Source organism: Kutzneria sp. NPDC052558 (assembly GCF_044547355.1).
In the GTDB taxonomy this organism is placed as follows: Bacteria; Actinomycetota; Actinomycetes; order Mycobacteriales; family Pseudonocardiaceae; genus Kutzneria.
In genome coordinates this window covers 38889-61752 of sequence record NZ_JBIUAG010000031.1, presented here as the reverse complement: position 1 = coordinate 61752, position 22864 = coordinate 38889, and the positions used below count along the sequence as shown (strand labels likewise).

The window sequence follows — 22864 nt, the reverse complement described above, 5'->3', positions numbered from 1 at the left end:
GACGCTCTCGCGGGCTCAGTGTTTCTTCGGCCATTTCGGATCGTGCCGTCCGTAGTAGTAGTGGTGCGGGCCGTCCACACGGTCGTACTTCTCACCGATGGTGATGCCGGTGTGGTCCTTCTTCGGTTGATACGCATGGAAGTGTCCATGCGGCGCGGTTGGGTCGTTGGTGTGCTCGGCAATGACGCGAGGCCCGTTCGGTGTCTGGTACTCGTAGTATCGGCCGTGCGAGCCCGGCGCTGGATCGTGGTGGTAGTTGGCTCGGCCTTTCTGTGTCGGGTCGTCGCCGACCGTCCACTGCCGCGTCGGCTGCTGGGTACGCGGGATACCGGCTCGGTCCCGGGCGGCGTTAAACGCCTCCTTGCGGTTATTGAACCAGCGGTTGTCGCCCTTGGGCAGCTCCTCCGGCTTCTTGCCGCAGTCCTTGCAGGCCGCGAGGCCGAGCGGGTCCGACCAGGTCAGCGGGTTCGGCACATACGCGCGAGGATTCGGCGACGGCATCAGGCCGAGCGGGTCAGGGCTGGCGTACGAGGCCAGCTCCGGCACGTAGTAGCGGTGATGGTTGTAGTTGAGACCGCTCTCCGTGTCGTGGTACTGCCCAGGGAAGCGAAGCGGCGTGTACGCGCGGCCGGGGCGCGGGGCGAGAGGTTCACCCCATAGCGTCTGCGCCGACTCCCAGGCGAGATTCCCTTGCACGTCAACGAGTTCGGTCGGAGTGCCGACGATGTCCGTGACGATGCCGTAGAACTGCTCGTCGACCCAGCCCTGCGGGACGCGGATGCGTTCGGTCTGGCCGACCGGGCGCTCGCCGTCCGGCGTCCAGTCCCACGTCGTGGCCTGGCCGCCGGAATGCACCTGCTCGACCAGCACCGTGTCGTCCCAGGTGAACTCGACCTGCTCCGCCACCGCGGACCCGTCGGGAGTCAGCCGCTGCTTGCTGACGCGGCGCCCCAACGCGTCGTAACGGTAGCGCCAGCGGCTGCCGTCCGGCGTGACGACCTCGACCAGCTGGTTGTCGGCATTCCAGGCGTAGTGCCAGTTCTGCGGCTTCGACGAGGGAAGTTTGCGCTGCCGCAACACCAATCGGCCCAGCCGGTCGAAGGAATGCCTGGTGGTGCCGGCCGGGACCAGACTGCCGGTCTGCTCGTAGCGGTAGTTCTCCTGCCAGCCCCGCCCGGTCACGGCCGTGACCCGACCCTGCGGGTCAAGGGAGTACTGCCGAGCGCCGCGCAGCGGATCGTCCACTGTGGTCACGAAGTCGTCGCGCCGGTACTGGAACCGGCGCGGCTGCGGCAGTCCCGCCACGGACTGGCCGACCAGCCGGTGATTACCGTCCCACGCCTGCGCCAGCAGCCGGCCGCCGTCGACGGAACGCAGCACCTCACGGCCGGCGACGTCGTAACCGAACGCCAGCACGTGCCCGGCCGCGTGCAGCGCCGCCGGCCGGCCCACTGCATCGTAGCTCCAGGCGCTTTCGGTCCCCGACGGCGTGCGCCGCTGAATCATGCGACCGAGTGCGTCGTACCGGCAGGACACTGTGTTGCCGTTGCTGGTCTCCGCGACGATCCGACCGAGCGCGTCCCGCTTGAAGCGGACGTCCGCGTCTGCGTTGACGGCCCGCGAGAGTCGGCCGACCTCGTCGTACTCGAACCGCACGACTGTGCCGTCCGACGACCGCCGCTCCACCAAATTGCCCAGCCTGTCGTGGCGGAACTCGGTGGTCTGCCCCATGGCATCGACCTTCGACACCAACTGGCCGGCGGCGTCGTAGCCGTAGCCGGTCTCGCGTCCGTCGAAGTCGGTTTCCCTGATCAGTCGGCCTGCGGGGTCATAGTCGTAGCGCCAGATCCGGCCCTGCTGGTTCACCACGGCGGTCAGCCGTAGTTCGCTGTCGTAGCGGTACTCCACGCGGGTGCCGTCGACCTCGGTGATCGCGCTCGGCAGGTCGAAGTGCGTGCTCTCGACAAGGATCGACCGGCCGAGCACATCGACTTCGTCGATCTGGTTGCCCTCGCCGTCGTATCCCCAGCGCTCCGTCGCGCCGTCCGCCGTCGTACGCCACAACAGCTTGCCCTCGATTGACCAGCCGTAGCGGGTCACGTCCCCGAGCGGGTTGGTGATCGCGCTGATCCGGCCGAAGGCGTCCCGTTCGTATCTCACGTTGACACCGAGCGGGTCGACCATATTCGTCGGCAGGCCGGCGTCGTCGGTAGTCACGCGGTGCACGCCGCCGAGCGGGTCCGTGATCGATGACAGATGGTTGCGCGCGTCGTAGCCGTAGCGGGTGGTCGCACCCGCCGGGTCGACGACCTCCGCCAGGTTGCCGTGGTCGTCGTACCGTCGACGCCACACCGCGCCGTCCGGATCCACCAGCACGACCGGCCGGTCCCGGTCGTCGTACTCCGTGCGGTCCTGAGTGCCGTCGGGGCGGGTCACCGCGGTCAGATTGCCCCGGTCGTCATAGATGTAGCGGGTCGTGCGGCCCAACGGATCCGTGCGCGCCAGCAGCCGGTCGTAGCGGTCCCACTCCGACAGTGTCGCGTTGCCCAGCGGATCGACTTGCCTGACGATCTGGTCCAGCTCGTTGAACTCGAACGTCGTGCGGTGGCCCAGCGAGTTCGTCCACACCGAGATCCGCCGGTCGTCGTCGATCTCCAGCAGGCCGACGAGCGCGTCGCCCGAGCCCTCGGTGCGGTGGCAGCGGCCCCGGCCGTCGTAGTGGAACCGGTACCACTCGCCGTTGCGATCCTCCCAGCGGACGATTCGGCCGGCGTCGTCGTACTCGAAGACCTGTGGCCGGTGCGACGAGTTGATCACCTCGGTGAGCCGGCCGTCCTCGTCGTATCCGAAGTCCACCAGCACGGTTTCGTCGAGCTGCAGTCCGGTCACGCGCTCGTGCTCCGTCAGCACGGTCAGTCGGTAGCCGCCCGAGTGGTCGATGCCAACCAGCGTTCCGCCGTCGTCGTAACGGAAATCGATCCGCTGCCCGTACGTCGACACCACCGCGTCGATGGGCAACACATCGTCACCGTGTCCGAAGTGGAGAGTCCGGTCCAGGTCCGGTTGACTCAGCACGTAGTCGCCGTGCTCGTCGCGGTGCAGCGGCCAGCGTTCGCCCTCCACCGGCAGCACACCGTCGCCCGTCACGGGGGGATAGATCAACACGCGGCCGTCATCGGCGACGAAGCAGACACCCTCCTCGTCCACCTCCAGTCGCTGATCCACGGTGGATGCCCAGCTCGGGCCGAAGCTCTGACCGAGGCGGTAACCGCTCAGGTGACGGCGGGTCAGCACCAATGGCAGGATCGCCGGCAGCTCCACGTCGGTTTGAGGCAGGATGACCTCTCCGGTCCGCATGTTGATGGGGTCGCCGTTTGTGCACCCCGACCGTTCGCTCTGGCCCGCGCCGCGCTCGTCGCCGCCCACGGTTCGCCGGGCCGACCGGTTCCTCCGGCCCGGGCCCCGACCGCCAACCGACCTCGGTTGCTCGTTGTCCCCGCCCGGTCGTCGCCCCGCAGTCGTCCCTCTCGGGTTGTGCCGGTTGAGCAGGCTGTACGCGTGCTCGTCCGACTCCCGATACAACCGGCCGCTCTGCTTCAACCGGTCGCCCGCGGCACCAACCACCCGGCCGCCCTCGCTGAACACCTTGCCGGTGATCTCAAGGCCGCGGCCGAGCGCCTTGGACACCACCGCGCCCACACCCGACCGGTCGCCGCTGGCGTGCGACAGCAGGTTCTGCCCTGCCTGCTGGAGCCGTTCGCCGCCGCTCGAGACCTTCTCCGCGAAGTCCCCCAGCTTACCGCCGGACCTGTCCAAGTGATCCGGATCGACATGAAATCCGCTCACGTCGCCCCTGCCTTCGCCCTCCGTCGATCCTGGCATATCGCCCCCGCCGGCGCGGCCAGATCGGCATGGGGCTGACCTGCGTGCCTGGCGAGCAGTGCCCGTGTCGTCGAGCGACTCGCCGGATGCTCAAGTGTGGTCGGACTGCTGAACCGTAGTGATGGGCAATCCGATGTGTTGGCTGCCTGGGCGAAGACCGCCGTCGGAGAGCCGCTCGCGGGCACTGAATTCGTCGTGACGAAACGATACGAAGACTGATAGCGGGGTGGGGCCGCCGCATACAGTGGACGGCCCCACTCGCCTACTCACCAGCCGCGTGAACGCCATTCGGCAAGGTGTGGCTTCTGCTCGCCGAGGGTGGAGTCGTCGCCGTGGCCCGGGTAGAACCAGGTGTCGTCCGGCAGCACGTCGAACAGGCGCTCCGAAACGTCGCTGAGCAGCGACGTGAAGTTCTCCGGCGATGACGTCTTCCCGACGCCGCCGGGGAAGAGGGAGTCGCCGGTGAAGAGGTGGGGGTGGCCGGCGGGGTCGCGGTAGAGCAGGGCGATGGAGCCGGGGGTGTGGCCGCGGAGGTGGATGACCTCGAGGGTGGACTCGCCGACGGTGAGGGTGTCGCCGTGTTCGACGAGGAAGTCGGGGGGCACGGGGAGGGGCGCGGCGTCGAGGGGATGGGCGGCGGTGTTGGAGCCGTTGGCCCCGGCGACGGCGCCGAGGGCCTGCCAGTGGTCGGGGTGCTGATGGGTGGTGACGACGGTTTTGAGGCGGGGCCGCTCGGGGTCGTGGCCGAGCAGGTCGGTCAGGCGCGCGGGATCGTTGGCGGCGTCGATCAGCAGGGCGTCGCCGGTGCGGCGGCAGACCAGCAGATAGGCGTTGTTGTCCATGGGCCCGACCGACACCTTGGTGATGGTCAGGGCCTCCAGGGTGCGCCGCGCGGCCGGCCCGTTGGGCTCGACATGTCCCGTGTACTCCTCGAGAACGTCCACGGGAGCGAACTTAGCCGATCCCTCCGGGGCGGCCGAGGGTTCACACGATGAGGTGGATCTCAGAGCCAGGCGGGCAGGTCGGGGACGTCGCCGGTGACGCCGGCGGACCCACGGCCGGTCACCCAGGCGAGTGCGCCGCCGGGGGTGCCGCCGACCTCGCGCACGGGCCCGTCGCCGGTGATCTCCCAGCTGCGGGCGCCGACGGTGAGGCGGAAAGCGGGCTTGGACGGCAGCGTGCGGTAGTGGGCGAGGGCCTCGCCGATGAGGCGTTCGGCCAGCTCGGTGGGCACGTCGGCGAAGTCGACGCCCATGTCGAGGTCGATCATGTGCACCCAGAGCTCGCTGACCCGCTTCCACGGGATCTGGTGCGCCCGCACGACCCGGTTGCCGCGCATCGTCACCTCGGCCTGCCAGGCGGTGTCACCCAGACCGGTGGCGGCCGCGGCGAACCGTCCGCACGCGGCGACGACGTCCTGCTCAAGCAGCCAGAGCGACCGAGGCGCGCCCTCTTCGATGTCGATGTCCCGGTCGGCGTTGCTGGCGTACATGGGGTGCTCGACGCCGGTGCGGGCCCACGTGAGCAGGTTGACCAGACCGTCGGCGTTGCGGGCGAGATGGGTCAGCACATGCCCGCGGGTCCACCCGGGCAGGGCGCTCGCGCCCCGCGCGGCGGCGTCGTCCATCGCGGCGACGACCTGCAGAAGTCTGCCGGTGGCCTGTTCCACGGCGGCCAGGCCGGCAGCGGCCTCGCGGACCGCGTCGGACTGCTGGACCCGTTGCGGCGGCACGGTGACCCCAGTGGTTTCGGACGTGTGCGTGGCGGAGGTATTACTGACCATCAGCTCATCCCGACGTCGCGGCGTGATCAGATACCTAACCCAGCCTACGGCCAGCCACCGCTCACCGGAAGTGCCCTGGACCTGGGGATCCGGCCCCTCGACGCAAATTGTCGGACCCTCGGCATAACATGGGGGCTCGACCACACTTTCGATCTTTACCGTCCGCCCGTCCTTGCGTGAAGAGGGGAACCAGTGGCTGACCGCCTCGTCGTCCGCGGCGCCCGGGAGCACAACCTGCGCGGCGTCGACCTCGACCTGCCCCGCGACAGCATGATCGTGTTCACCGGTCTTTCCGGCTCGGGCAAGTCGAGCCTGGCATTCGACACGATCTTCGCCGAGGGCCAGCGGCGCTACGTCGAGTCGCTGTCGGCCTACGCCCGGCAGTTCCTCGGCCAGATGGACAAGCCGGACGTGGACTTCATCGAAGGCCTCTCGCCCGCGGTCTCCATCGACCAGAAGTCCACCAACCGCAACCCGCGGTCCACCGTGGGCACGATCACCGAGGTCTACGACTACCTCCGCCTGCTCTACGCCCGCGCCGGCAAGCCGCACTGCCCGGTCTGCGGCGAGGCGATCACCAAGCAGACCCCGCAGCAGATCGTGGACCAGGTGCTGGCCATGCCGGCCAACACCAAGTTCCAGGTGCTGGCCCCGATCGTGCGCGGCCGCAAGGGCGAGTTCGTCGACCTGTTCGCCAACCTCCAGTCCCAGGGCTACGCCCGCGCCCTGGTCGACGGGGCGGTGCACCTGCTCTCGGACGAGCCGCCCAAGCTCAAGAAGCAGGAGAAGCACCACATCTCGGTGGTGATCGACCGGCTCACCGTGAAGCCCGCCTCCAAGCAGCGCCTGACCGACTCGGTCGAGACGGCGCTGCGCCTGGCCGACGGCCTGGTGGTGCTGGACTTCGTCGACCTCCCCGAGGACGACCCGCAGCGCGAGCGCCGCTTCTCCGAGCGCCTGGCCTGCCCGAACGCCCACCCGCTGGCCATCGAGGACCTGGAGCCCCGCTCCTTCTCCTTCAACTCCCCGTACGGCGCCTGCCAGGTCTGCACCGGCCTGGGCACCCGCAAGGAGGTCGACCCGGAGCTGGTCGTCCCGGACGACGAGCTGTCGCTGGCCGAGGGGGCTATCGCCCCGTGGCAGGGCGGCCAGTCCGCGGACTACTTCATCCGCCTGCTGGAGTCGCTGTCCACCACGATCGGCTTCCGCATGGACACGCCGTGGCGGCAACTGCCGGCCAAGGTGCAGAAGGCCGTGCTGCACGGCATCGACGAGCAGGTGCACGTCCGCTACCGCAACCGCTACGGACGTGAGCGTTCCTACTACGCCAACTTCGAGGGCGTCATCCCGTTCCTGGAGCGCCGCCAGGAGCAGACCGAGTCGGAGTTCATGCGGGAGAAGTACGAGGGCTACATGCGGGAGGTGCCCTGCCCCGCCTGCCAGGGCACGCGCCTCAAGCCGGAGATCCTCGCCGTCACGCTGGCCCACAAGACCCAGGGCGACCGCTCCATCGCCGAGGTGTGCGCGCTCAGCGTGGCCGAGTGCGCGAAGTTCCTGGACGGCCTGACGCTGGGCAAGCGCGAGAAGATGATCGCCGGCGCGGTGCTCAAGGAGGTGCAGGCCCGCCTCCGTTTCCTACTCGACGTCGGCCTGGACTACCTGTCGCTGGACCGCGCGGCCGGCACGCTGTCCGGCGGTGAGGCGCAGCGCATCCGGCTGGCCACGCAGATCGGCTCGGGCCTGGTCGGCGTGCTCTACGTGCTGGACGAGCCGTCGATCGGCCTGCACCAGCGGGACAACCACCGGCTGATCGAGACCCTGACCCGCCTGCGGGACCTGGGCAACACGCTGATCGTGGTCGAGCACGACGAGGACACCATCCGGCACGCGGACTGGATCGTGGACATCGGCCCGGGCGCCGGCGAGCACGGCGGCCAGGTGGTGCACAGCGGCCCGTACAAGCAGCTGCTGGCCAACAAGCAGTCGATGACCGGCGCGTACCTGGCCGGCCGCAAGGAGATCGCCACCCCGGAGATCCGCCGCCCGGTGGACAAGAAGCGGCAGCTGACCGTGGTCGGGGCCCGCGAGCACAACCTGCGCGGCATCGACGTGTCGTTCCCGCTGGGCTGCCTGGTCTCGGTGACCGGCGTGTCCGGCTCCGGAAAGTCCACGCTGGTCAACGACATTCTCGCGACCGTGCTGGCCAACAAGCTCAACGGCGCCCGCCAGGTGCCGGGCCGGCACACCCGGATCAAGGGCTTGGACCAGGTGGACAAGCTGGTGCAGGTCGACCAGTCGCCGATCGGCCGCACCCCGCGCTCCAACCCGGCCACCTACACCGGCGTGTTCGACAACATCCGCAAGCTGTTCGCCTCCACCACCGAGGCCAAGGTCCGCGGCTACCAGCCGGGCCGGTTCTCGTTCAACGTCAAGGGCGGCCGCTGCGAGGCCTGCGCCGGCGACGGCACGATCAAGATCGAGATGAACTTCCTGCCGGACGTCTATGTGCCGTGCGAGGTGTGCAAGGGGGCCCGGTACAACCGGGCGACCCTGGAGGTGCACTACAAGGGCAAGACCATCGCCGAGGTGCTGGACATGCCGATCGAGGAGGCCGCCGGCTTCTTCGAGCCCATCAACGCGATCTACCGGCACCTCAAGACGCTGGTCGACGTGGGCCTGGGCTACGTGCGGCTGGGCCAGCCGGCGCCGACGCTGTCCGGCGGCGAGGCGCAGCGCGTGAAGCTGGCCAGCGAGCTGCAGAAGCGCTCCACCGGCAAGACCGTCTACATCCTGGACGAGCCGACCACCGGCCTGCACTTCGAGGACATCCGCAAGCTGTTGGGCGTCATCCAGGGCCTGGTGGACAAGGGCAACACGGTGATCGTGATCGAGCACAACTTCGACGTGATCAAGACGTCGGACTGGATCATCGACATGGGCCCGGAGGGCGGTTCCGGCGGCGGCACGGTGATCGCCGAGGGCACGCCCGAGGACATCGCCGAGGTGAAGAACAGCTACACCGCCGAATTCCTGCGCGACGTCCTGAAGAACTGACCCGATGCCAGGAAGGGGACCTTCCTCCACTCGGAGTGGAGGAAGGTCCCCTTCCCAGCGCAATCAGGGAGTTACTGGACGAGCTTGCCGACGGCGTTGGCCTCCTCGACCTGGTTGGCCAGGTAGTTCCAGGACAGGTTGATGAAGCCGCTGTCGCCCCAGCTGGTGCCCCACGAGTTCTGCACGCGGACGCCGTTGCTGTCGTAGCCGATGATGGTGATCTCGTGGCCGCCCAGGTACTGGTCGCCCGAGGTGGGGTAGTAGCTGTAGTCGGCGGCCTGCGAGCGGGTGATCCGCTCGAAGCTCTGGTACACCGGGATCGAGATGGCCACCGGCAGGCCCTTGGCGATGGCCGACTGCACGCCGGCCTTGATGCCGCTGCCGGTGCTGATCGGCGTGTAGCCGGACAGCTTCCAGTTCGCGGCGTTGGCGCGCTCGCTGCTGTCGGGCTGGGTGGTGTAGTCGAAGTTGCCCTGCCAGTAGTGGTCCATGGTGTCGACGCCCTGCGAGGTGAGGATGTCGAACGTGTCCGAGGGCGTGCTGCCCTGGTCGTTGCCGCGGGCCAGCTGGGCGTAGGTGTACATCGGGGCCTGCGGGTGGCCGCTGATGCCCTGCTCGTTCTCCAGGATGCTCATCGCCGAGTAGTCGATGGCCCACGAGACGCAGGAGCCGACCTGGCCCTGGTCGCCGGGGGTGACGGCGTACTGGGCGAGCGAGGCGCTGGTCGGCACGTTCGGGGTGGCGCGCACGGCGAGGGCCTGGTTGTGGGCGACGCGGTGCTGGGAGGGGAGCGCGCCGTAGACCCGGTGCTGTGTTGTTGAGAGCAGGGGGTGGGCCGGGGCGGCGGTGGCGATCGGGGCGGCCATCGCGCCGACGGCGCCGGCGACCGCGAGCGCGATCGCGGCGCGCGAGAGCGTGTTGCTCATGGACTGTCCTTTTCAGATCAGGTGCAGGGAGATCTGGAAAGGCAAAACTAGGTGTGAGCAACGCTCGTGAAGTAGCGACTTTAGTCTGGTCGGGTTAACTGTTAATCGTTCGGCGTTCAACGATTCCCAGCGCCGCGGCCAGCGCCGCCGCGGCGCACAGCAGAGGGACCGTCACATGTCCGTCGCCGAAAAGTACCCCGCCCTGTTGTCCGGCAAACGTCACCGATGACCAGAGAATCAATTCCGCGCCGGCCGTGACCGACACGGCGAGCAACGGTCCGAATACGACCGGTGTCGACGAGCGTGTGATCAGCGACGGAAGTGCCGACGCCGCAACGCAGGCGAGCGCCGCGAACACGACTCCCGGCAGCGAACCGCCCACAAAGGCCGAAAGCAGGCACAGCGCCGCGGCGATGAACGCCCGATACGGCAACAATGACAATGCGCAGCCGGCCAGCACCCCCACCGCCGCCAACGGCCAGTTGACGCCCATCGGCAGGCCGATGCCCAGCACCACCAGGGCCGTGGCCGCCAGCCAGGCCAGCGACCGCCAGCCCAGCAGGCTGCTCAGGATCACCGCCGCCGCGGCGAAGGCGAAGCCGACCAGGCCCAGCGTCTCCTGGGGCGAGATGCCTTGCAGGAGAAGGGGAAGCAGGGACAGGAGAGAGGCGAGGACGCCGACGGCCAGCGAACGGCGGTCCACAGTGGAGCCAGAGCCCGAACGCGGCTGAGGGCTGGGCTTGGAAAGATCACCGGCCGACGGGCGGTGAGCAGTCGTCGCGAGCAGGCCGCCCACCGCGCCGGCGGCCAGGAGCCAGTGGGCGCCGGGGAGGTAGCCGCCGAGGACGTAACCGCCGACGGCGAAGCCGGCCAGGGCGGGCAACCCGAGGTCCTGGGCTCCGGAAAGGACGGCGAGCAGGGTGACCAGGCGGGTGGCGGTGGCGACGACCACGAGCGGCAGACGGAGGTCGGCCGGGGGATCGAGGGCGGCGACGAGGAGGACGACGTCCAGGGGAGCGGCGGCCAGCAGCAGGGCGGGCCAGCGGCGGGCGAAGGCGAGGCCGGCTCCGGTGGCGCCGACCACGGCAACCAGCACGAGCAGGGCGTCCAGCCATGCGACCCCGGCGCCGAGGCGGCCGCCGGCGAAGACGACGAGCTCGCTCTGCTGGCCACCGTCGGCGGCCGCGCCGCCGACAGCCAGCACGAGGGCGGCCAGGGGGAGCAGGTTGGTCCTCGTCACGGGGTGCACCGTAGGGGGTCGGCGAAAAAACTTCCGCTGTTACCTGAACCAGTCAGGCATCGCTGCCGTGTTCTGGGGTGTCCAAGTCGACCGAAGGAGCGACACTCCCATGAACCGGACCCGCGTGATCGTGCTGGCAGCCTCCGCAGCATTCGGTCTGGCGACTGTTGCCGCCTGTGGTGGCAACGGCGCGCAGGCGCCGGCGGCGGGCGGGCAGGCCCAGCAGACCAACCAGCCGACCGACCCGAACCAGGTGAAGCTGACGGCGACCACGGTCGGCCAGCTGGGCCAGGTGGTCACCGACGCGGCCGGCATGACGCTGTACCGGTTCGACGCCGACACGGCCAACCCGCCGGCCTCCAACTGCTACGACCAGTGCGCGCAGACCTGGCCGCCGGAGCTGGCCACCTCGAGCACGGCCACGCTGGACGGCATCGACCAGTCCGCGGTGGGCGTGATCCTGCGCAAGGACGGCACCAAGCAGATCACCATCAACGGCTGGGCTGTCTACCGCTACGCCAAGGACACCGCCCCCGGCGACGCCAAGGGCCAGGGCCTGATGCAGAAGTGGTACGCCGTGACGCCGCAGGGCAAGAAGGCGGCCGGCGCGCCCACCAGCGGCACCGGCGCCGGCGCCACCTCCGGCAGCTCCAAGCCGGCCGCGCCGACCACGACCTCCGAAACCGCCGGCGGCTACGGCTACTGAGTGCTGACCGATCCCCCGCGCCCCCACGTCCGAAAGTGCAATGAGATGCAGCTGCTCGCAGTCTCGTCGACGCCCCGGTGGTTCACCGGCCCGACCCGAACTGTCGCCGCCGCGGTCGATCTGGTACCCAGTACCGCGAATCGACCGCAGCAACGTGGAGGTACTCGGGTGGGGATCGCAGAACGCTGGTCGCGTAGGGGAGGGAGGCAAGCCGGCGACGAGGCGCTGATCCGATCCCTGTACGAGGAACACGGACGGAGTCTGCTCGCCTACGCGACGCGACTGACCGGGGACCGGGCGGCGGCCGAGGACGTCGTGCAGGAGACCCTGGTGCGGGCGTGGAAGCACGCCGACGACATGGTCAACCAGAAGGGCTCGGTGCGGGGCTGGCTGCTGACGGTGGCCCGCAACATCATCACCGACCGGGCGCGGGCCCGCGCGGTCCGGCCGACGGAGGTCGCGGAGACGCCGACCACGCCGCCGATCCAGCGCGACCACGCCCAGACCGTGGTCGACTCGATGGCGGTGCTCTCGGCCCTGAACACCCTTTCGGCGGAGCACCGGGACGTGCTGGTCGAGATCTACTACCGTGGTAAGTCGGTGACCGAGGCGGCCTCGACGTTGGGCCTGCCGCCGGGCACCGTGAAGTCCAGATCCCACTACGCGTTGAAAGCACTGCGCACGGCGATGGCCGAGCAGCCGGCGGAGGTGACCCGATGACCGCTCCCGAGCACGACAAGGCGCTTGTCGGCGCGTACGTCCTCGGCGTGCTCTCCCCCGAGGAGACCGCCAGCACCGAGGCGCACCTGGAGAGCTGCCCGGAGTGCCGCCGCGAGCTGGAGGACCTCCGGCTGCTGCACGAGGAGCTGGGCGAGGTCCCGCCGGAGGCGTTCCTCGACGGCCCGCCGGAGGGCGGGGACCTGCTGTTGCAGCGCACGCTGCGTGAGGTGCGGGGCATCTCGTCCCGCCAGCGCATGTGGGGCGGCTCGCTGGCCGCGGCCGGCCTGGTCGCCGTGGTGGCGCTGAGCATCGGGGCCGGGGTCGTCATCGGCAACCAGAGCTCAGCGGGCAACGGCGGCTCCGTGGCCGCGCCGACCGCGACGCCGCTGCCCTCGGGCACCAAGCACTCGGCCAACGTGGACCCGGTCACCGGTGCGCACCTGGCCGCCACGGTCATCCCGGCCAACGGCTGGATCAAGGTCCAGGTCCAGGCCAGCGACATCGCCCCGGGCCAGCGCTGCAAGCTCTTCGTCACGTCCAAGTCGGGCGTGCAGGAGCAGTTCGGTGGCTGGCTGGTCGGCGCCAACGCCACGCCGGGCAAGACCATCACCCTGGACGGCACCGCGCTGATGTCGATCAACGACGTGGCCTCGGTCTCGGTGGTCAACGACCAGGGCCAGACCCTCGTCAACGCCCCGGTCTGAATCCACGCTCAAACCCCAGGAAAGACCCCCCAACCCCTTGGAAGGGGGCTTTCCTACACTCGGAGTGGAGGAAAGCCCCCTTCCAAGCTTTCAGGGGGTGGATTCGAGCTGGGTGCGGATGACTTTGCCGGTGGCGGTGCGGGGGAGGCGGGGGACGATCACCACGTCGCGGGGGACCTTGTGGCGGGCCAGGCTGACCCGGACGAACTCGCGCAGCTCGGCCGGGTTGAGGGTGGCGCCGGGCTGGGCGACGACGTAGGCCCGCAGTCGCTGCCCGAACTGGTGGTCGGGCACGCCGACGACGGCGGCGTCGCGGACCTGGTAGTGGGTCATGAGCAGGTGTTCGACCTCGCCGGGGAACACGTTCTCGCCGCCGGAGATGATCATGTCGTCCTCGCGGCCGTCGATGAACAGGCGGCCGTCGGCGTCGAAGTGGCCGAGGTCGCCGGTGTCGACCAGGCCGTCGACCTCGTCGCGCACGGCCCGGCCGGTGGCCCGCAGGGAGCTGCCGACGAGGATGCGGCCGACCTGGTCGGGCCCGCTGATCTCGTGGTCGTCGACGTCGTAGAGGCGCACGGTGCAGTTGTGCGGGCTGCGCCCGACGGTGCCGGGGGCAGCCCGGAGATCGGACGGGGTGGCGACGGTGGCCACGGCGACCTCGGTGGTGCCGTAGAAGTTGTAGAGCACGTCGCCGAGCCGGTCCATGGTCTGGGTGGCCAGTCCGGGGGCCAGGGCGGAGCCGGAGCAGAACAGGACCCGCAGCTGCTCCAGGTCGTAGCCGGACAGCTCACGCTCGCCGAGCTCCATGATCCGCTGGAGCATGGTCGGCACGACCACGAGCGTGCTGCACCGGTAGCGGTCGACGGCGGCCATGGTCTGCCGGGCGTCGAACCGCCGCCGCACCACCATCGTCGACCCGAGCCCCAGCGCCAGCACCACGTGCAGGAAGCCGATGCCGTGGAAGACGGGGGCGGCGATGAACGTGGCTTCCCCGGAACGCAGGGGAATCCGGTCCAGGAAGTCGGCGGCGGCCAGCCCGGAGCGGATCTTGCGCGGGGCCGCCTTGGGCGCGCCGGTGGTGCCGCTGGTCAGCAGGACCACTTTGGACACCTCGGGTGGGCGCCGTAATCGTGCCTTGGGGGCGTCGGCCACGAGCTCGTCGAGCGTGGGCACGCCGGCCCCGGGCTCGTCGCGCCAGGCCACGAACCGCCGCACCGAGGGGTCCAGTTCGGTGACCACGCCGCTGAACTCCTGGTCGTGCACCAGCACGTCGGCGTGTTCGCGGCGGATCAGCCGGGCCAGCTGCGGCGGGGCCAGGCCGGTGCCGAGCAGGATGGCGGTGGCGCCCAGTTTTCCGCAGGCCAGCAGGGTCTCGATCGGCCCGCGATGGTCCCGGCACAGCACAGCGACCACGCTGTCCGGCCCGATCTCCTTGGCCCGCAACGACTTCGCCAGCGCGCTGGACCGCTGATCCAGTTCCGCGAAGGTGAGCTCGCCCCGGTCGTCGACCAGGCCGGTGGCGTCCGGCCGCCGTCGCGCGGCCAGCTTGGCCGCCCCCACCACCGCTCCCCAGTGCCGCACGTCGGCCAGCGCCCGCCGGCTGCGCAGCGCGTGGGCAGGCGTGATCATGCCGGCCCTGGCCAGCACCCTGACGTCGTGCAGCCCGCTCATATAGGACAGTTAACGCGGCGGCAGCCCTGACGGTTCAGCGCTGCCGCCGTGACCACGTCAGACGAACACGCTCAGCAGCGCCGCCATGGCGAAGCCGACCAGCGACAACACCGTCTCCAGCACCGTCCAGCTGGCCAGGGTCTCCTTGACCGGGATGCCGAAGTACCGGGACACGATCCAGAACCCGCCGTCGTTGACGTGCGAGGCGATGATCGAGCCGGCGGCGATGGACATGGCGATCAGGGCGGTGTGCGGCTGCGAGTAGTGCAGGTCCGGCAGCAGCGGCGCGATGATGCCGCCGGTGGTCACGATGGCCACCGTGGCCGAGCCCTGGGCCAGCCGCAGGCCGCAGCTGATCACGTAGACCAGCACGATCACCGGCAGCCCGGCCGCCCGCAGCGAGCCGGACAGGGCGGTGCCGATGCCGGTCGCGGCCAGCACCGCGCCGAAGAAGCCGCCGGCCCCGACCACCAGCAGGATCATCGCCACCGGCCGCAGCGAGGCGGCCGAGAGCTGGCCGGCCTGCTCCTTGCTCATGCCGCGCCGGTAGCCGAGCAGCCAGAACGCCAGCAGCACGGCGATGGTCAGCGCGATGCCGGGCGTGCCGAGGAAGGCGAACACGTCCAGCGCCAGCGAGTCCTTGGGCAGCAGGATGCTGCCGAAGGTGCCGCACAGGATGAGCACCAGCGGAATGCCGATGATGGCGCCGACCAGGCCCAGCGACGGGGGCTTGCGCTCGTTCGAACCGCTGTCCTGCGCCGCCTTCTGCGCGGCGGCCAGCATCTCCTCCGGCACCGGCAGGTTGATCCGCTTGCCGATCCACGTGGAGTACAGGATGCCGCCGACGAACCAGGCCGGGAGGCCGCAGGCCAGGCCCATCAGGATCATCCAGCCCAGGTCGATGTGCAGCAGGCCGGCGATGGCCACCGGGCCGGGGTGCGGCGGCAGGAAGGCGTGCGTGATGGACAGGCCGGCCAGCAGCGGCAGGGCGTACAGCACGATCGACTTGCCGCCGCGCTTGGCCGCCACGTAGACCAGCGGCGCGAGCACGAAGATGCCGATGTCGAAGAACACCGGGATGCCGAAGATCAGGCCGGACAGGCCCATCGCCAGCGGGGCCCGCTTCTCGCCGAACGCCTTGAGCAGCCCGGCGGTGAGCACCTGGGCGCCGCCGGAGGCCTCCAGGATCGAGCCGAGCAGCGTGCCGAGGCCGATGATCAGCGAGATGTGCCCGAGGATGCCGCCGAATCCGGTCTCCAGCAGGGATTTGGAGCTGGACTGGGCGGAGCCGACGATGGCCGAGACCGGCAGCCCGGCCCCCAGCGCCACCAGCAGGCCGGCCACGGTGAGCGCGATGAACGGCTCGGTCTTGAACCGGATGATCAACAACAGCAGCACGGCGATGCCGACGGCGGCGAGCAGCAGCAGCCCGCCGGTCGAATGTTGCAGCCAGTTCACTTGGATCCTCTCCGCAGGGAGCCCCCGGGCACGGCGCCGGTGGGCCGGTCGTCGTCGATCACCGGCACCCCGTTGACCAGCACGTACGGCAGCCCGGTGGCACGCTGCCGGGGCTGCTCGAAGGTGGCCGTGTCGGCGATCGACAGGGGATCGAACAGCACGAGGTCGGCGGCGAGCCCTTCGCGCACCAGGCCCCGGTCGGTCAATCCCAGGCGGCGCGCCGGACGTCCGGTCAGGTGCGCCACGCACTCCTCCAACCCCAGTACCCCCAGCTCACGCACGTACCGGCCGAGGTAGCGGGGGAAGGTGCCCCATGCCCTCGGATGCGGGCGGTCGCCGACCAGCAGGCCGTCGCTGCCGCCGGTGTGCGTGCGGTGCCGCATGATCGCGCGCACGTTGTCCTCGTGGCCCACGTGCATCAGGCACGAGGTGCCCAGCCGCTCGTCGACCAGCACGTCGAAGTACAGCTGCGCCGGCGCGACCCCTTGGGCCGCCGCCGATTCCGCCACCGAGCGGCCGACCAGGTGGCCGTTGTGCGCGCCCCGCACGCCGTTGATCTCGATGGCCCGCCAGTCGATCGGCACGCCGTGGTTGCCGTCCGAGCCGGTTTCCTCCATCTCGGCCCGGATCCGCTCCCGGGTGTCCACATCGGACAATCGTGCCACGGCCGCGTCCGGCCCGCCCGCGCTCACCCAGCTCGGCAGCAGCGCCGACAGGTAGGTCGCGCCCGGCAGGTACGGGTAGCTGTCCAGGGTGACGTCCGCGCCGGCTTCGATGGCCTGGTCCAGCAGCGTCAGCAGCTCGCCGGCCCGGCCCTCGTTGACCGGGAAGTTCATGGTGGCGTGAGCCAGGTGCAGCGGGCAGCCGGAGCGCTGCGACACGTCCACCATCTCGGCGTACGCCTCCAGCGCGCCGGCCCCGTAGCTGCGGTGGTGCGGGCTGTAGTAGCCGCCGCGCGCGCCGACGACCCGGCACAGCTGCACGAGTTCCCCGGTGTCGGCGTACATCCCGGGCGTGTAGGTCAATCCCGACGACAGGCCGAACGCGCCCTCGGTCAACGAGGTGTCCACAGTGGACTTCATGGCGTCCATTTCGGACTCTGTCGCCGGCCGGTCGTCCCAGCCGACGTGCAGCATCCGCACGGTGCCCTGTGGGACCAGGTAGGCCGCGTTCACGGCGATGCCCCGGTCCAGCCGGTCCAGGTACTCGCCGACCGAGCGCCAGTCCCAGTCGAAGCCGGGCGGGTCGTCGTTCCAGCCGGCCAGCTGCTTGCGCAGGGTGGCCAGCACCTCGTCGTCCACCGGCGCGTAGGACAGCCCGTCCTGGCCGAGCACCTCGCAGGTGACGCCCTGCGACACCTTGGCCAGGTGATCGGGACTGGCCAGCACCTGGAGGTCGGAGTGCGAGTGCATGTCGATGAAACCCGGACACAGCACCAGACCGTGGGCGTCGATCACCCGGCCGCCGGTGACCCGCGGGCCGATCTCGGCGATCCGCCCCTCGGCCACGCCGACGTCGGCGATCCGGCCCGGGGCGCCGGTCCCGTCGACGACCGTCGCCCCACGGAACACGATGTCCATCAGAAGAACGTCCTGATCAGGTCGACCACCCGGGTGCCGTTGACCAGCGGCAGCAATTGCCACTTGTCGAACACCGTGCACGGATGCGAGAGCCCGCACCGGACCCACTCGCCGACCTCGACCTGCTGCGCACCCAGCCGCAGATAGGCGTGCTGGTCGTTGAGGTCGCTGACCGAGGCCCCGGTCAAGTCCTCTGTGGACCCGTCGAGGTGGCGAACCTGTTGCGGCTCCGGCAGTTCCTGGTCGTACGAGACGTCGCGTCGGCCCATGGTGAGCAGGGCCAGCCCCGGCTCCGGGTGCGAGGTGACCTGCGACCACGCGTGCATGGCCGGCCGGAACGGCTCGCCGCCGGGCAGCCGGTGCTTGCGGGAGAAGGGGGACATGCGCCGGTACAGGCCGTCGTCGTGGATCAGGTACGAGCCGCTGCGCAGCACGCCCAGCACCGGCAGCCCGTCCGGCCACGGCTGGGTCAGCCCCTCGGCGACCTGGTCGAAGTAGGCGCTGCCGCCGGCGGTGGCGATCACCTGCTCCACACCGTCGAAATGGCCGCCCGCAGCCAACTTGGCGATCAGCTCACGCAGCCGCGACATGTACGTGTCGATCTTGGCCAGCTCGTCGTCCTCGGTGCCGTGGGCCAGCGCGCCCTCGTAGCCGCCGGCCCCGACCAGCCGCAGCACCGGGCTCTTGCGCACCGCCTCGGCGATCTCGACGGCGTCCGCCAGCGACCGCACGCCGGTGCGGCCGGACGGCCCGCCCAGCTCCAGGATCACGTCGACCGGGTGCGTCAGCGCCTCGGTCATCCGGGCCACGCCCTCGACCGAATCCACCCAGCAGGTGAACTCGAACGTGGGATCCGTGGCCAGCTCGTTGGCCAGCCAGCGCAGCGCGAACGGGTCCACCAGCTCGTTGGCCATCAGGATCCGGGACACGCCGAACGCCCGGTACACCCGCAGCTGGCTGACGTTGGCCGTGGTCAGGCCCCACGCGCCGGCGTCGAACTGGCGCTGGAACAGCTGCGGGGCCATGGTCGTCTTGCCGTGCGGGGCCAGCGCCAGACCGACCGAGGCGCACCAGTCGGCCATCACGCGGATGTTGTGGTCCATGGCCGGTTCGTCCAGCACCACCAGCGGGCCGACGAAGCCGCCATCGAACAGGTCGAGGCCGGTCTTGGCCAGCTCGCCGACGGTCGTGCCGTGGGTCCAGGACGGCATGCCCTTGAACCGCCAGTCGACCTGGTCCGCCCGCAGCGCGGCCACCGCGTCGGCATTGATCGAGCTCACTGCCCACCCCGTTCCACCTGTTGCAAAATATGCAACGGTAGTTGCGCAATGTGATTCGTTGGTGTGTAGCATTCCCGACAGCCGCCGTCAACGAACCTGCGACCCTCGGAGGGGGTGCCGATGGAGCGCCAAGAGGTCGTCTGCCTCGGTGAGTCCATGGCGTTGTTCGTGCCGGCGCAACCGGGGCCGGTGCACGAGGCGCGGGCGTGGACGCTCAGCGTCGGCGGCGCGGAGTCCAATGTGGCCAGTCACCTCGCCCGGGCCGGCTTCCACGCCCGCTGGGTCAGCGCCCTCGGCGACGACTCGCTGGGCCGGGCCGTCCGCGACCGCATCGCCGGCGTCGGCGTCGACGTGACCGATGTGCGGACCGACCCGGTGCGGCCGACCGGCCTGTACGTCAAGGAGGCCAGCGCCGACGGCAGCCCCGTGCGCTACTACCGGCGCGGTTCCGCGGCCTCCGGCATGGGGCCCGAGCTGCTGGCCACCGTGGGCGCGGGCAAGACCGCCCTGGTGCACATCAGCGGGATCACCGCCGCCCTCTCGTCGAGCTGCCTCGACCTGCTCTGGGCCGTGCTGGCGCTGCCGCTGCGGGTGTCGTTCGACGTCAACTGGCGGCCGGCGCTGTGGACCGAGCTGGACAAGGGCGTGCTGCGGGAGCTGGCCGACCGGGCCGACATCGTGTTCGTCGGCGACGACGAGGCCGAGGCGGTCTGGGGCGTCTCCGCGGTCGAGGACATCCGTTCCCTGCTGCCGAATCCGGCCGAGATCGTGGTCAAGCACGGGGCCCGCGGGGCCACCTTGCTCACCGATTCCGAGCCCGTCTTCGAGTCCGCGCTGAAGGTCGACGTGGTCGAGCCGGTCGGCGCCGGCGACGCCTTCGCCGCCGGCTTCCTGGCCGCCGACCTCAACGGCGAGTCCGTGCGGCGGCGGCTGCGCCGCGGGCACCTCACCGCCGCCGGCGTGCTGCTCACCGCCGAGGACCTGGGGGAACCGCTGCCCGAGGACGTCGTGGCCAAGCTGCTCGACGCCGACGACGCCACCTGGTCCGGGGCCTACGTGACCGCCGGGGGAGTGATTTTGCCGTGAGCACTGCGTCCCTGGCCGCAGGCGCTCCGAGCGCCACCGAGGAGGGCCTGTGAGTCAGAGCCTGGACCGTGGGCTCACCTTGCTGCGGGCCATGGCCGACGGCCGCAAGACGCTCGACGAGCTCGCGGCCGTGATCGACGTGCACAAGTCGACCGTGCTGCGGCTGCTGCGAACCCTGGAGGAGCACCGGTTCGTGCAACGCGAGGGCGTGCGGCACTACCGCCTCGGCACGGCGCTGTTCGACCTGGCCAACCGGGCTCTGGACGACCTCGACGTGCGGCGGGCCGCCGAGTCCGCGCTGCGGGACCTCAACCTGGAGACCGGCCATACCGTGCACCTCGCCAGCTACGAGGACGGCGAGGTCGTCTACATCGACAAGTACGACAGCACCCACCCCGTGCGCATGTACTCGCGCATCGGGCGGCGGGCCCCGCTGCACTGCACCGCCGTGGCCAAGGTGCTGCTGGCCGAGCGGCCCGAGGCCCCGGAGATCGCCGCCGGCATGGAGTACCCGCGGCTGACCGCCAACACCATCACCACCCCCGCCGACTACCTGGCCGAGCTGGCCCTGGTGCGCCAGCGGGGCTACGCCGTGGACAACTCCGAGCACGAGGACTTCATCCACTGCGTCGCCGCGCCCGTGCGGGGCCAGCGGGGTCAGGTCATCGCCGCGGTGTCGCTGTCCGTGCCCAAGGTTTTCCTCGACTACGACGGGCTGATCGCCCTCGTGCCGCGGTTGCTGGCGACCGCGGCTGCCGCCTCGACCGAGTGCGGCTGGACTGGAGACGAAAGGATGGCCGGTGGCCAAGGTTGAGATCAGGACGTCCGAGGCGCCCACCCCGGTGGCCGCGTTTTCCCAGGGGGTCCGCAAGGGCAACCTGCTTCAGGTCGCCGGGCAGGTCGCCTTCGACGCTTCCGGCGCGATCGTCGCCGACACCGTCGCCGAGCAGACCCGCCAGGCCCTGCGCAACGTCAACGCCGTGCTGGCCGCCGCCGGCGCCAGCCTCGACGACGTCATCATGCTGCGCGTCTACCTCACCGACACCGCGCACTTCGGCGAGATGAACGAGGCCTACGGCGAGTTCGTGAAGGAGCCCTTCCCGGCCCGCACCACCGTCTACGTCGGCCTGCCCGCCGGCCTCCTGGTGGAGATCGACGCCCTCGCCGTCGTCGACTGAGGTCAGTCCAGCATGACGGTGACTCCGCCGTCGCGGAGCAGTTCCACCCAATCGATTCGTCGATAGCGCGTCGGTTCGACTGGCAGGTGGCGGCCCGCCACCTGCCAGTCGTGCCACACCAGCGTGAACGGCGTCCGAGCGCCCCAGTGCCCGCGGCAGCAGTCGATGACCGCGTCCGCGTTCCACCCGAAGTAGCCGCCGGGGCCGTTGACCGCCTCACCGAGGGCGCAGAAGAAGCCGGGCGTGTCGGTCACGTGGCGGCCGTCCAGGTGATAGGTGCGGCCGGGCTCGTGATCGTCTCCGGGTTGCCGCATGAACAGCGCCGCCCGCATCCATTCGTTCCGCTTCGCCGTGTCCAGCGGGGTCCACAGGTTCCTCGTGTCCGGGCCGCCGGCCACCCACATGTCCCAGATGGGCTTCGCCGACAGCGGCGCGGGATGGTGCATGCCGCCCTTGACCGTGACATCGAGCAGGTCATCGCCCAGCAGTGACGGCCGCACGTCGGTGACGTCTAGGTCGAACATCCACTGGCCGGGCCGCAACTCGATCCGGCCGAACGTCTTCTTCCGTGCGCGGAGCGTGCCGGCCAGCGGCCCTATCGGCCGGAGGCCGAGCATCCGCACCGGCTGTTCGGGCCGGGCCGGGTCGATGAACATCCCGTCGACCTCGAGGCAGGTCCCCCAAAGCTCGCCCTCGACGGAGCCGCCCGTCGGATAGTTTCCCCACAGTTGCCACACGGCAGATCCCCCCATCTCGATCTCGGGCACAGCTAGGTGAGATCGAGCGGGTGGGCCCTGGCGTTACGCGATGCCCAGGAGGTCCACTCCGGTCACGGGCAGGGTCTCGCTGTCGGCGGGGGAGAGCAGCATGCAGGTCACGCAGGGCATGCCGCGGGGGCGGTCCATCAGCTCGGCCTGGCCGGGGGCGATCTGCTGGCCGCAGTAGGCGTGCAGGATCTTGGGCACGGCGCCGGCCGGCGGCGCCGGGAACAGGTGGCAGCAGCGGTCGCGCTCGCCCCGGGCGAATTCCGGGCGCAGCCGGGCGACGAAGATCTCGGGCATCGCGTTCCCTCCCGTGGCGGCGGACTCGGAATGCGTCTTACCGTCTACATTGTAGGCGGAAAGCGCTTTCCGGCAACCCGATCGAGTGAACTTGGCCGGAACGTTGTGGATGAACTGCTCACGGCGCGCAGCCGTAAGGCCGGTAGTAGGTCCGTACGGTACGGGAGGGCGCGCGTGCACGAGTCGAGGGACACGGAGTCGGCGACGTTCGGCGCGTTGGCCGATCCGAGCCGGCGGGCGGTGCTGCGCCTGCTGTCCGAGCACCCGGAGCTGACGGCCTCTCAGATCGCGGCGGCCTTCCATCACATCGGCCGCACGGCGGTGTCCACCCACCTGCGCATCCTGCGCCAGGCCGGCCTGGTCCAGGAGCGCCGGCAGGGCCGGTTCCGGATGTACTCCCTGCGGACCAGTCCGGTCGAGGACGCGGTGTCCGTCCTGTCACGCTTAGTCACGACTCATCGCCATCAGTCATACCATCGGGTGGAGCAACCCATCCGGCTGACCGGGCGATGATCAACACCGGTACGCTCGCGCG

At 70.2% G+C, this 22864-nt stretch carries 19 protein-coding genes; 8 read left to right on the top strand and 11 right to left on the bottom strand.

The features are described from left to right. Window positions 1–15: 15 nt before the first annotated feature. The 3 genes from ACIG5F_RS38675 to ACIG5F_RS38665 form a co-directional block, all read right to left on the bottom strand. Window positions 16–3846 carry a DUF6531 domain-containing protein gene (locus ACIG5F_RS38675; protein ID WP_396525015.1) on the bottom strand — a complete coding sequence of 1277 codons (3831 nt, stop codon included), beginning with the start codon at window positions 3844–3846 and terminating at the stop codon, window positions 16–18. Between the two features lie 302 nt (window positions 3847–4148). Then, window positions 4149–4826, bottom strand: a complete 678-nt coding sequence (locus ACIG5F_RS38670; RefSeq protein ID WP_396525014.1) for an MBL fold metallo-hydrolase — start codon at window positions 4824–4826, stop codon at window positions 4149–4151. Between the two features lie 59 nt (window positions 4827–4885). Further along, window positions 4886–5665 (bottom strand): maleylpyruvate isomerase family mycothiol-dependent enzyme, encoded by a 780-nt coding sequence (locus ACIG5F_RS38665; RefSeq protein ID WP_396525013.1) that lies wholly within the window; start codon window positions 5663–5665, stop codon window positions 4886–4888. A 192-nt stretch (window positions 5666–5857) separates the two neighbouring features. Here ACIG5F_RS38665 and uvrA point away from each other — a divergent pair, with 192 nt between their 5' ends. Then, a complete protein-coding gene (uvrA, locus tag ACIG5F_RS38660; protein ID WP_396525012.1) occupies window positions 5858–8719 on the top strand; it encodes an excinuclease ABC subunit UvrA in 2862 nt (953 codons plus the stop codon). Between the two features lie 71 nt (window positions 8720–8790). Here the strand turns inward: uvrA and ACIG5F_RS38655 are convergent, their stop codons facing one another. Together ACIG5F_RS38655 and ACIG5F_RS38650 are read right to left on the bottom strand one after the other, a co-directional pair. Next, the gene (locus ACIG5F_RS38655; RefSeq protein WP_396525011.1) at window positions 8791–9645 is read right to left on the bottom strand and encodes a C1 family peptidase; all 855 of its coding nucleotides are present in this window, start codon (window positions 9643–9645) and stop codon (window positions 8791–8793) included. Between the two features lie 94 nt (window positions 9646–9739). After that, window positions 9740–10885: a hypothetical protein gene (locus tag ACIG5F_RS38650; protein WP_396525009.1), complete on the bottom strand. Its 1146-nt coding sequence runs from the start codon at window positions 10883–10885 to the stop codon at window positions 9740–9742. A 109-nt stretch (window positions 10886–10994) separates the two neighbouring features. Between ACIG5F_RS38650 and ACIG5F_RS38645 the strand changes: the two genes are divergently transcribed. The 3 genes from ACIG5F_RS38645 to ACIG5F_RS38635 all read left to right on the top strand — a co-directional run bounded on the left by ACIG5F_RS38645 (window position 10995) and on the right by ACIG5F_RS38635 (window position 13015). Continuing rightward, window positions 10995–11591: a hypothetical protein gene (locus ACIG5F_RS38645; RefSeq protein WP_396525007.1), complete on the top strand. Its 597-nt coding sequence runs from the start codon at window positions 10995–10997 to the stop codon at window positions 11589–11591. A gap of 174 nt (window positions 11592–11765) precedes the next feature. Further along, window positions 11766–12311 carry a sigma-70 family RNA polymerase sigma factor gene (locus tag ACIG5F_RS38640; RefSeq protein WP_396525081.1) on the top strand — a complete coding sequence of 182 codons (546 nt, stop codon included), beginning with the start codon at window positions 11766–11768 and terminating at the stop codon, window positions 12309–12311. Next, on the top strand, window positions 12308–13015 hold the full coding sequence (locus ACIG5F_RS38635) for an anti-sigma factor family protein (protein ID WP_396525006.1): 708 nt from the start codon (window positions 12308–12310) through the stop codon (window positions 13013–13015). Before ACIG5F_RS38640 ends, ACIG5F_RS38635 begins: the two co-directional genes overlap by 4 nt. Window positions 13016–13105: 90 nt before the next feature. Here the strand turns inward: ACIG5F_RS38635 and ACIG5F_RS38630 are convergent, their stop codons facing one another. From ACIG5F_RS38630 to ACIG5F_RS38615, 4 genes are read right to left on the bottom strand one after another with little or no spacing between them, the layout of a single operon-like run. Then, window positions 13106–14686: an AMP-binding protein gene (locus ACIG5F_RS38630; protein ID WP_396525005.1), complete on the bottom strand. Its 1581-nt coding sequence runs from the start codon at window positions 14684–14686 to the stop codon at window positions 13106–13108. Between the two features lie 57 nt (window positions 14687–14743). Beyond that, on the bottom strand, window positions 14744–16144 hold the full coding sequence (locus ACIG5F_RS38625; protein ID WP_396525004.1) for a GntP family permease: 1401 nt from the start codon (window positions 16142–16144) through the stop codon (window positions 14744–14746). Then, entirely contained in the window at window positions 16141–17724 is a 1584-nt protein-coding gene (locus ACIG5F_RS38620) for an amidohydrolase family protein (RefSeq protein WP_396525003.1), read from the bottom strand. The genes ACIG5F_RS38625 and ACIG5F_RS38620 overlap by 4 nt, the downstream gene beginning before the upstream one ends. Continuing rightward, a complete protein-coding gene (locus tag ACIG5F_RS38615; protein ID WP_396525080.1) occupies window positions 17724–18995 on the bottom strand; it encodes an amino acid deaminase in 1272 nt (423 codons plus the stop codon). Before ACIG5F_RS38615 ends, ACIG5F_RS38620 begins: the two co-directional genes overlap by 1 nt. Before the next feature lie 129 nt (window positions 18996–19124). On the opposite strand from ACIG5F_RS38615, the gene ACIG5F_RS38610 reads away from it, so the two are divergent. The 3 genes from ACIG5F_RS38610 to ACIG5F_RS38600 are packed head-to-tail and all read left to right on the top strand — an operon-like array spanning window position 19125 to window position 21268. After that, on the top strand, window positions 19125–20090 hold the full coding sequence (locus ACIG5F_RS38610) for a sugar kinase (RefSeq protein ID WP_396525002.1): 966 nt from the start codon (window positions 19125–19127) through the stop codon (window positions 20088–20090). Window positions 20091–20139: 49 nt separating this feature from the next. Then, a complete protein-coding gene (locus ACIG5F_RS38605; RefSeq protein WP_396525001.1) occupies window positions 20140–20904 on the top strand; it encodes an IclR family transcriptional regulator in 765 nt (254 codons plus the stop codon). Beyond that, the gene (locus ACIG5F_RS38600) at window positions 20891–21268 is read left to right on the top strand and encodes a RidA family protein (RefSeq protein ID WP_396525000.1); all 378 of its coding nucleotides are present in this window, start codon (window positions 20891–20893) and stop codon (window positions 21266–21268) included. Before ACIG5F_RS38605 ends, ACIG5F_RS38600 begins: the two co-directional genes overlap by 14 nt. Before the next feature lie 2 nt (window positions 21269–21270). On the opposite strand, the gene ACIG5F_RS38595 is transcribed toward ACIG5F_RS38600, so the two are convergent. Together ACIG5F_RS38595 and ACIG5F_RS38590 are read right to left on the bottom strand one after the other, a co-directional pair. Then, window positions 21271–21924 carry a barstar family protein gene (locus ACIG5F_RS38595; RefSeq protein ID WP_396524999.1) on the bottom strand — a complete coding sequence of 218 codons (654 nt, stop codon included), beginning with the start codon at window positions 21922–21924 and terminating at the stop codon, window positions 21271–21273. A 144-nt stretch (window positions 21925–22068) separates the two neighbouring features. Continuing rightward, entirely contained in the window at window positions 22069–22329 is a 261-nt protein-coding gene (locus tag ACIG5F_RS38590) for a hypothetical protein (protein WP_396524997.1), read from the bottom strand. Window positions 22330–22503: 174 nt separating this feature from the next. On the opposite strand from ACIG5F_RS38590, the gene ACIG5F_RS38585 reads away from it, so the two are divergent. Then, a complete protein-coding gene (locus tag ACIG5F_RS38585; RefSeq protein WP_396524996.1) occupies window positions 22504–22842 on the top strand; it encodes an ArsR/SmtB family transcription factor in 339 nt (112 codons plus the stop codon). Window positions 22843–22864: the final 22 nt, after the last annotated feature.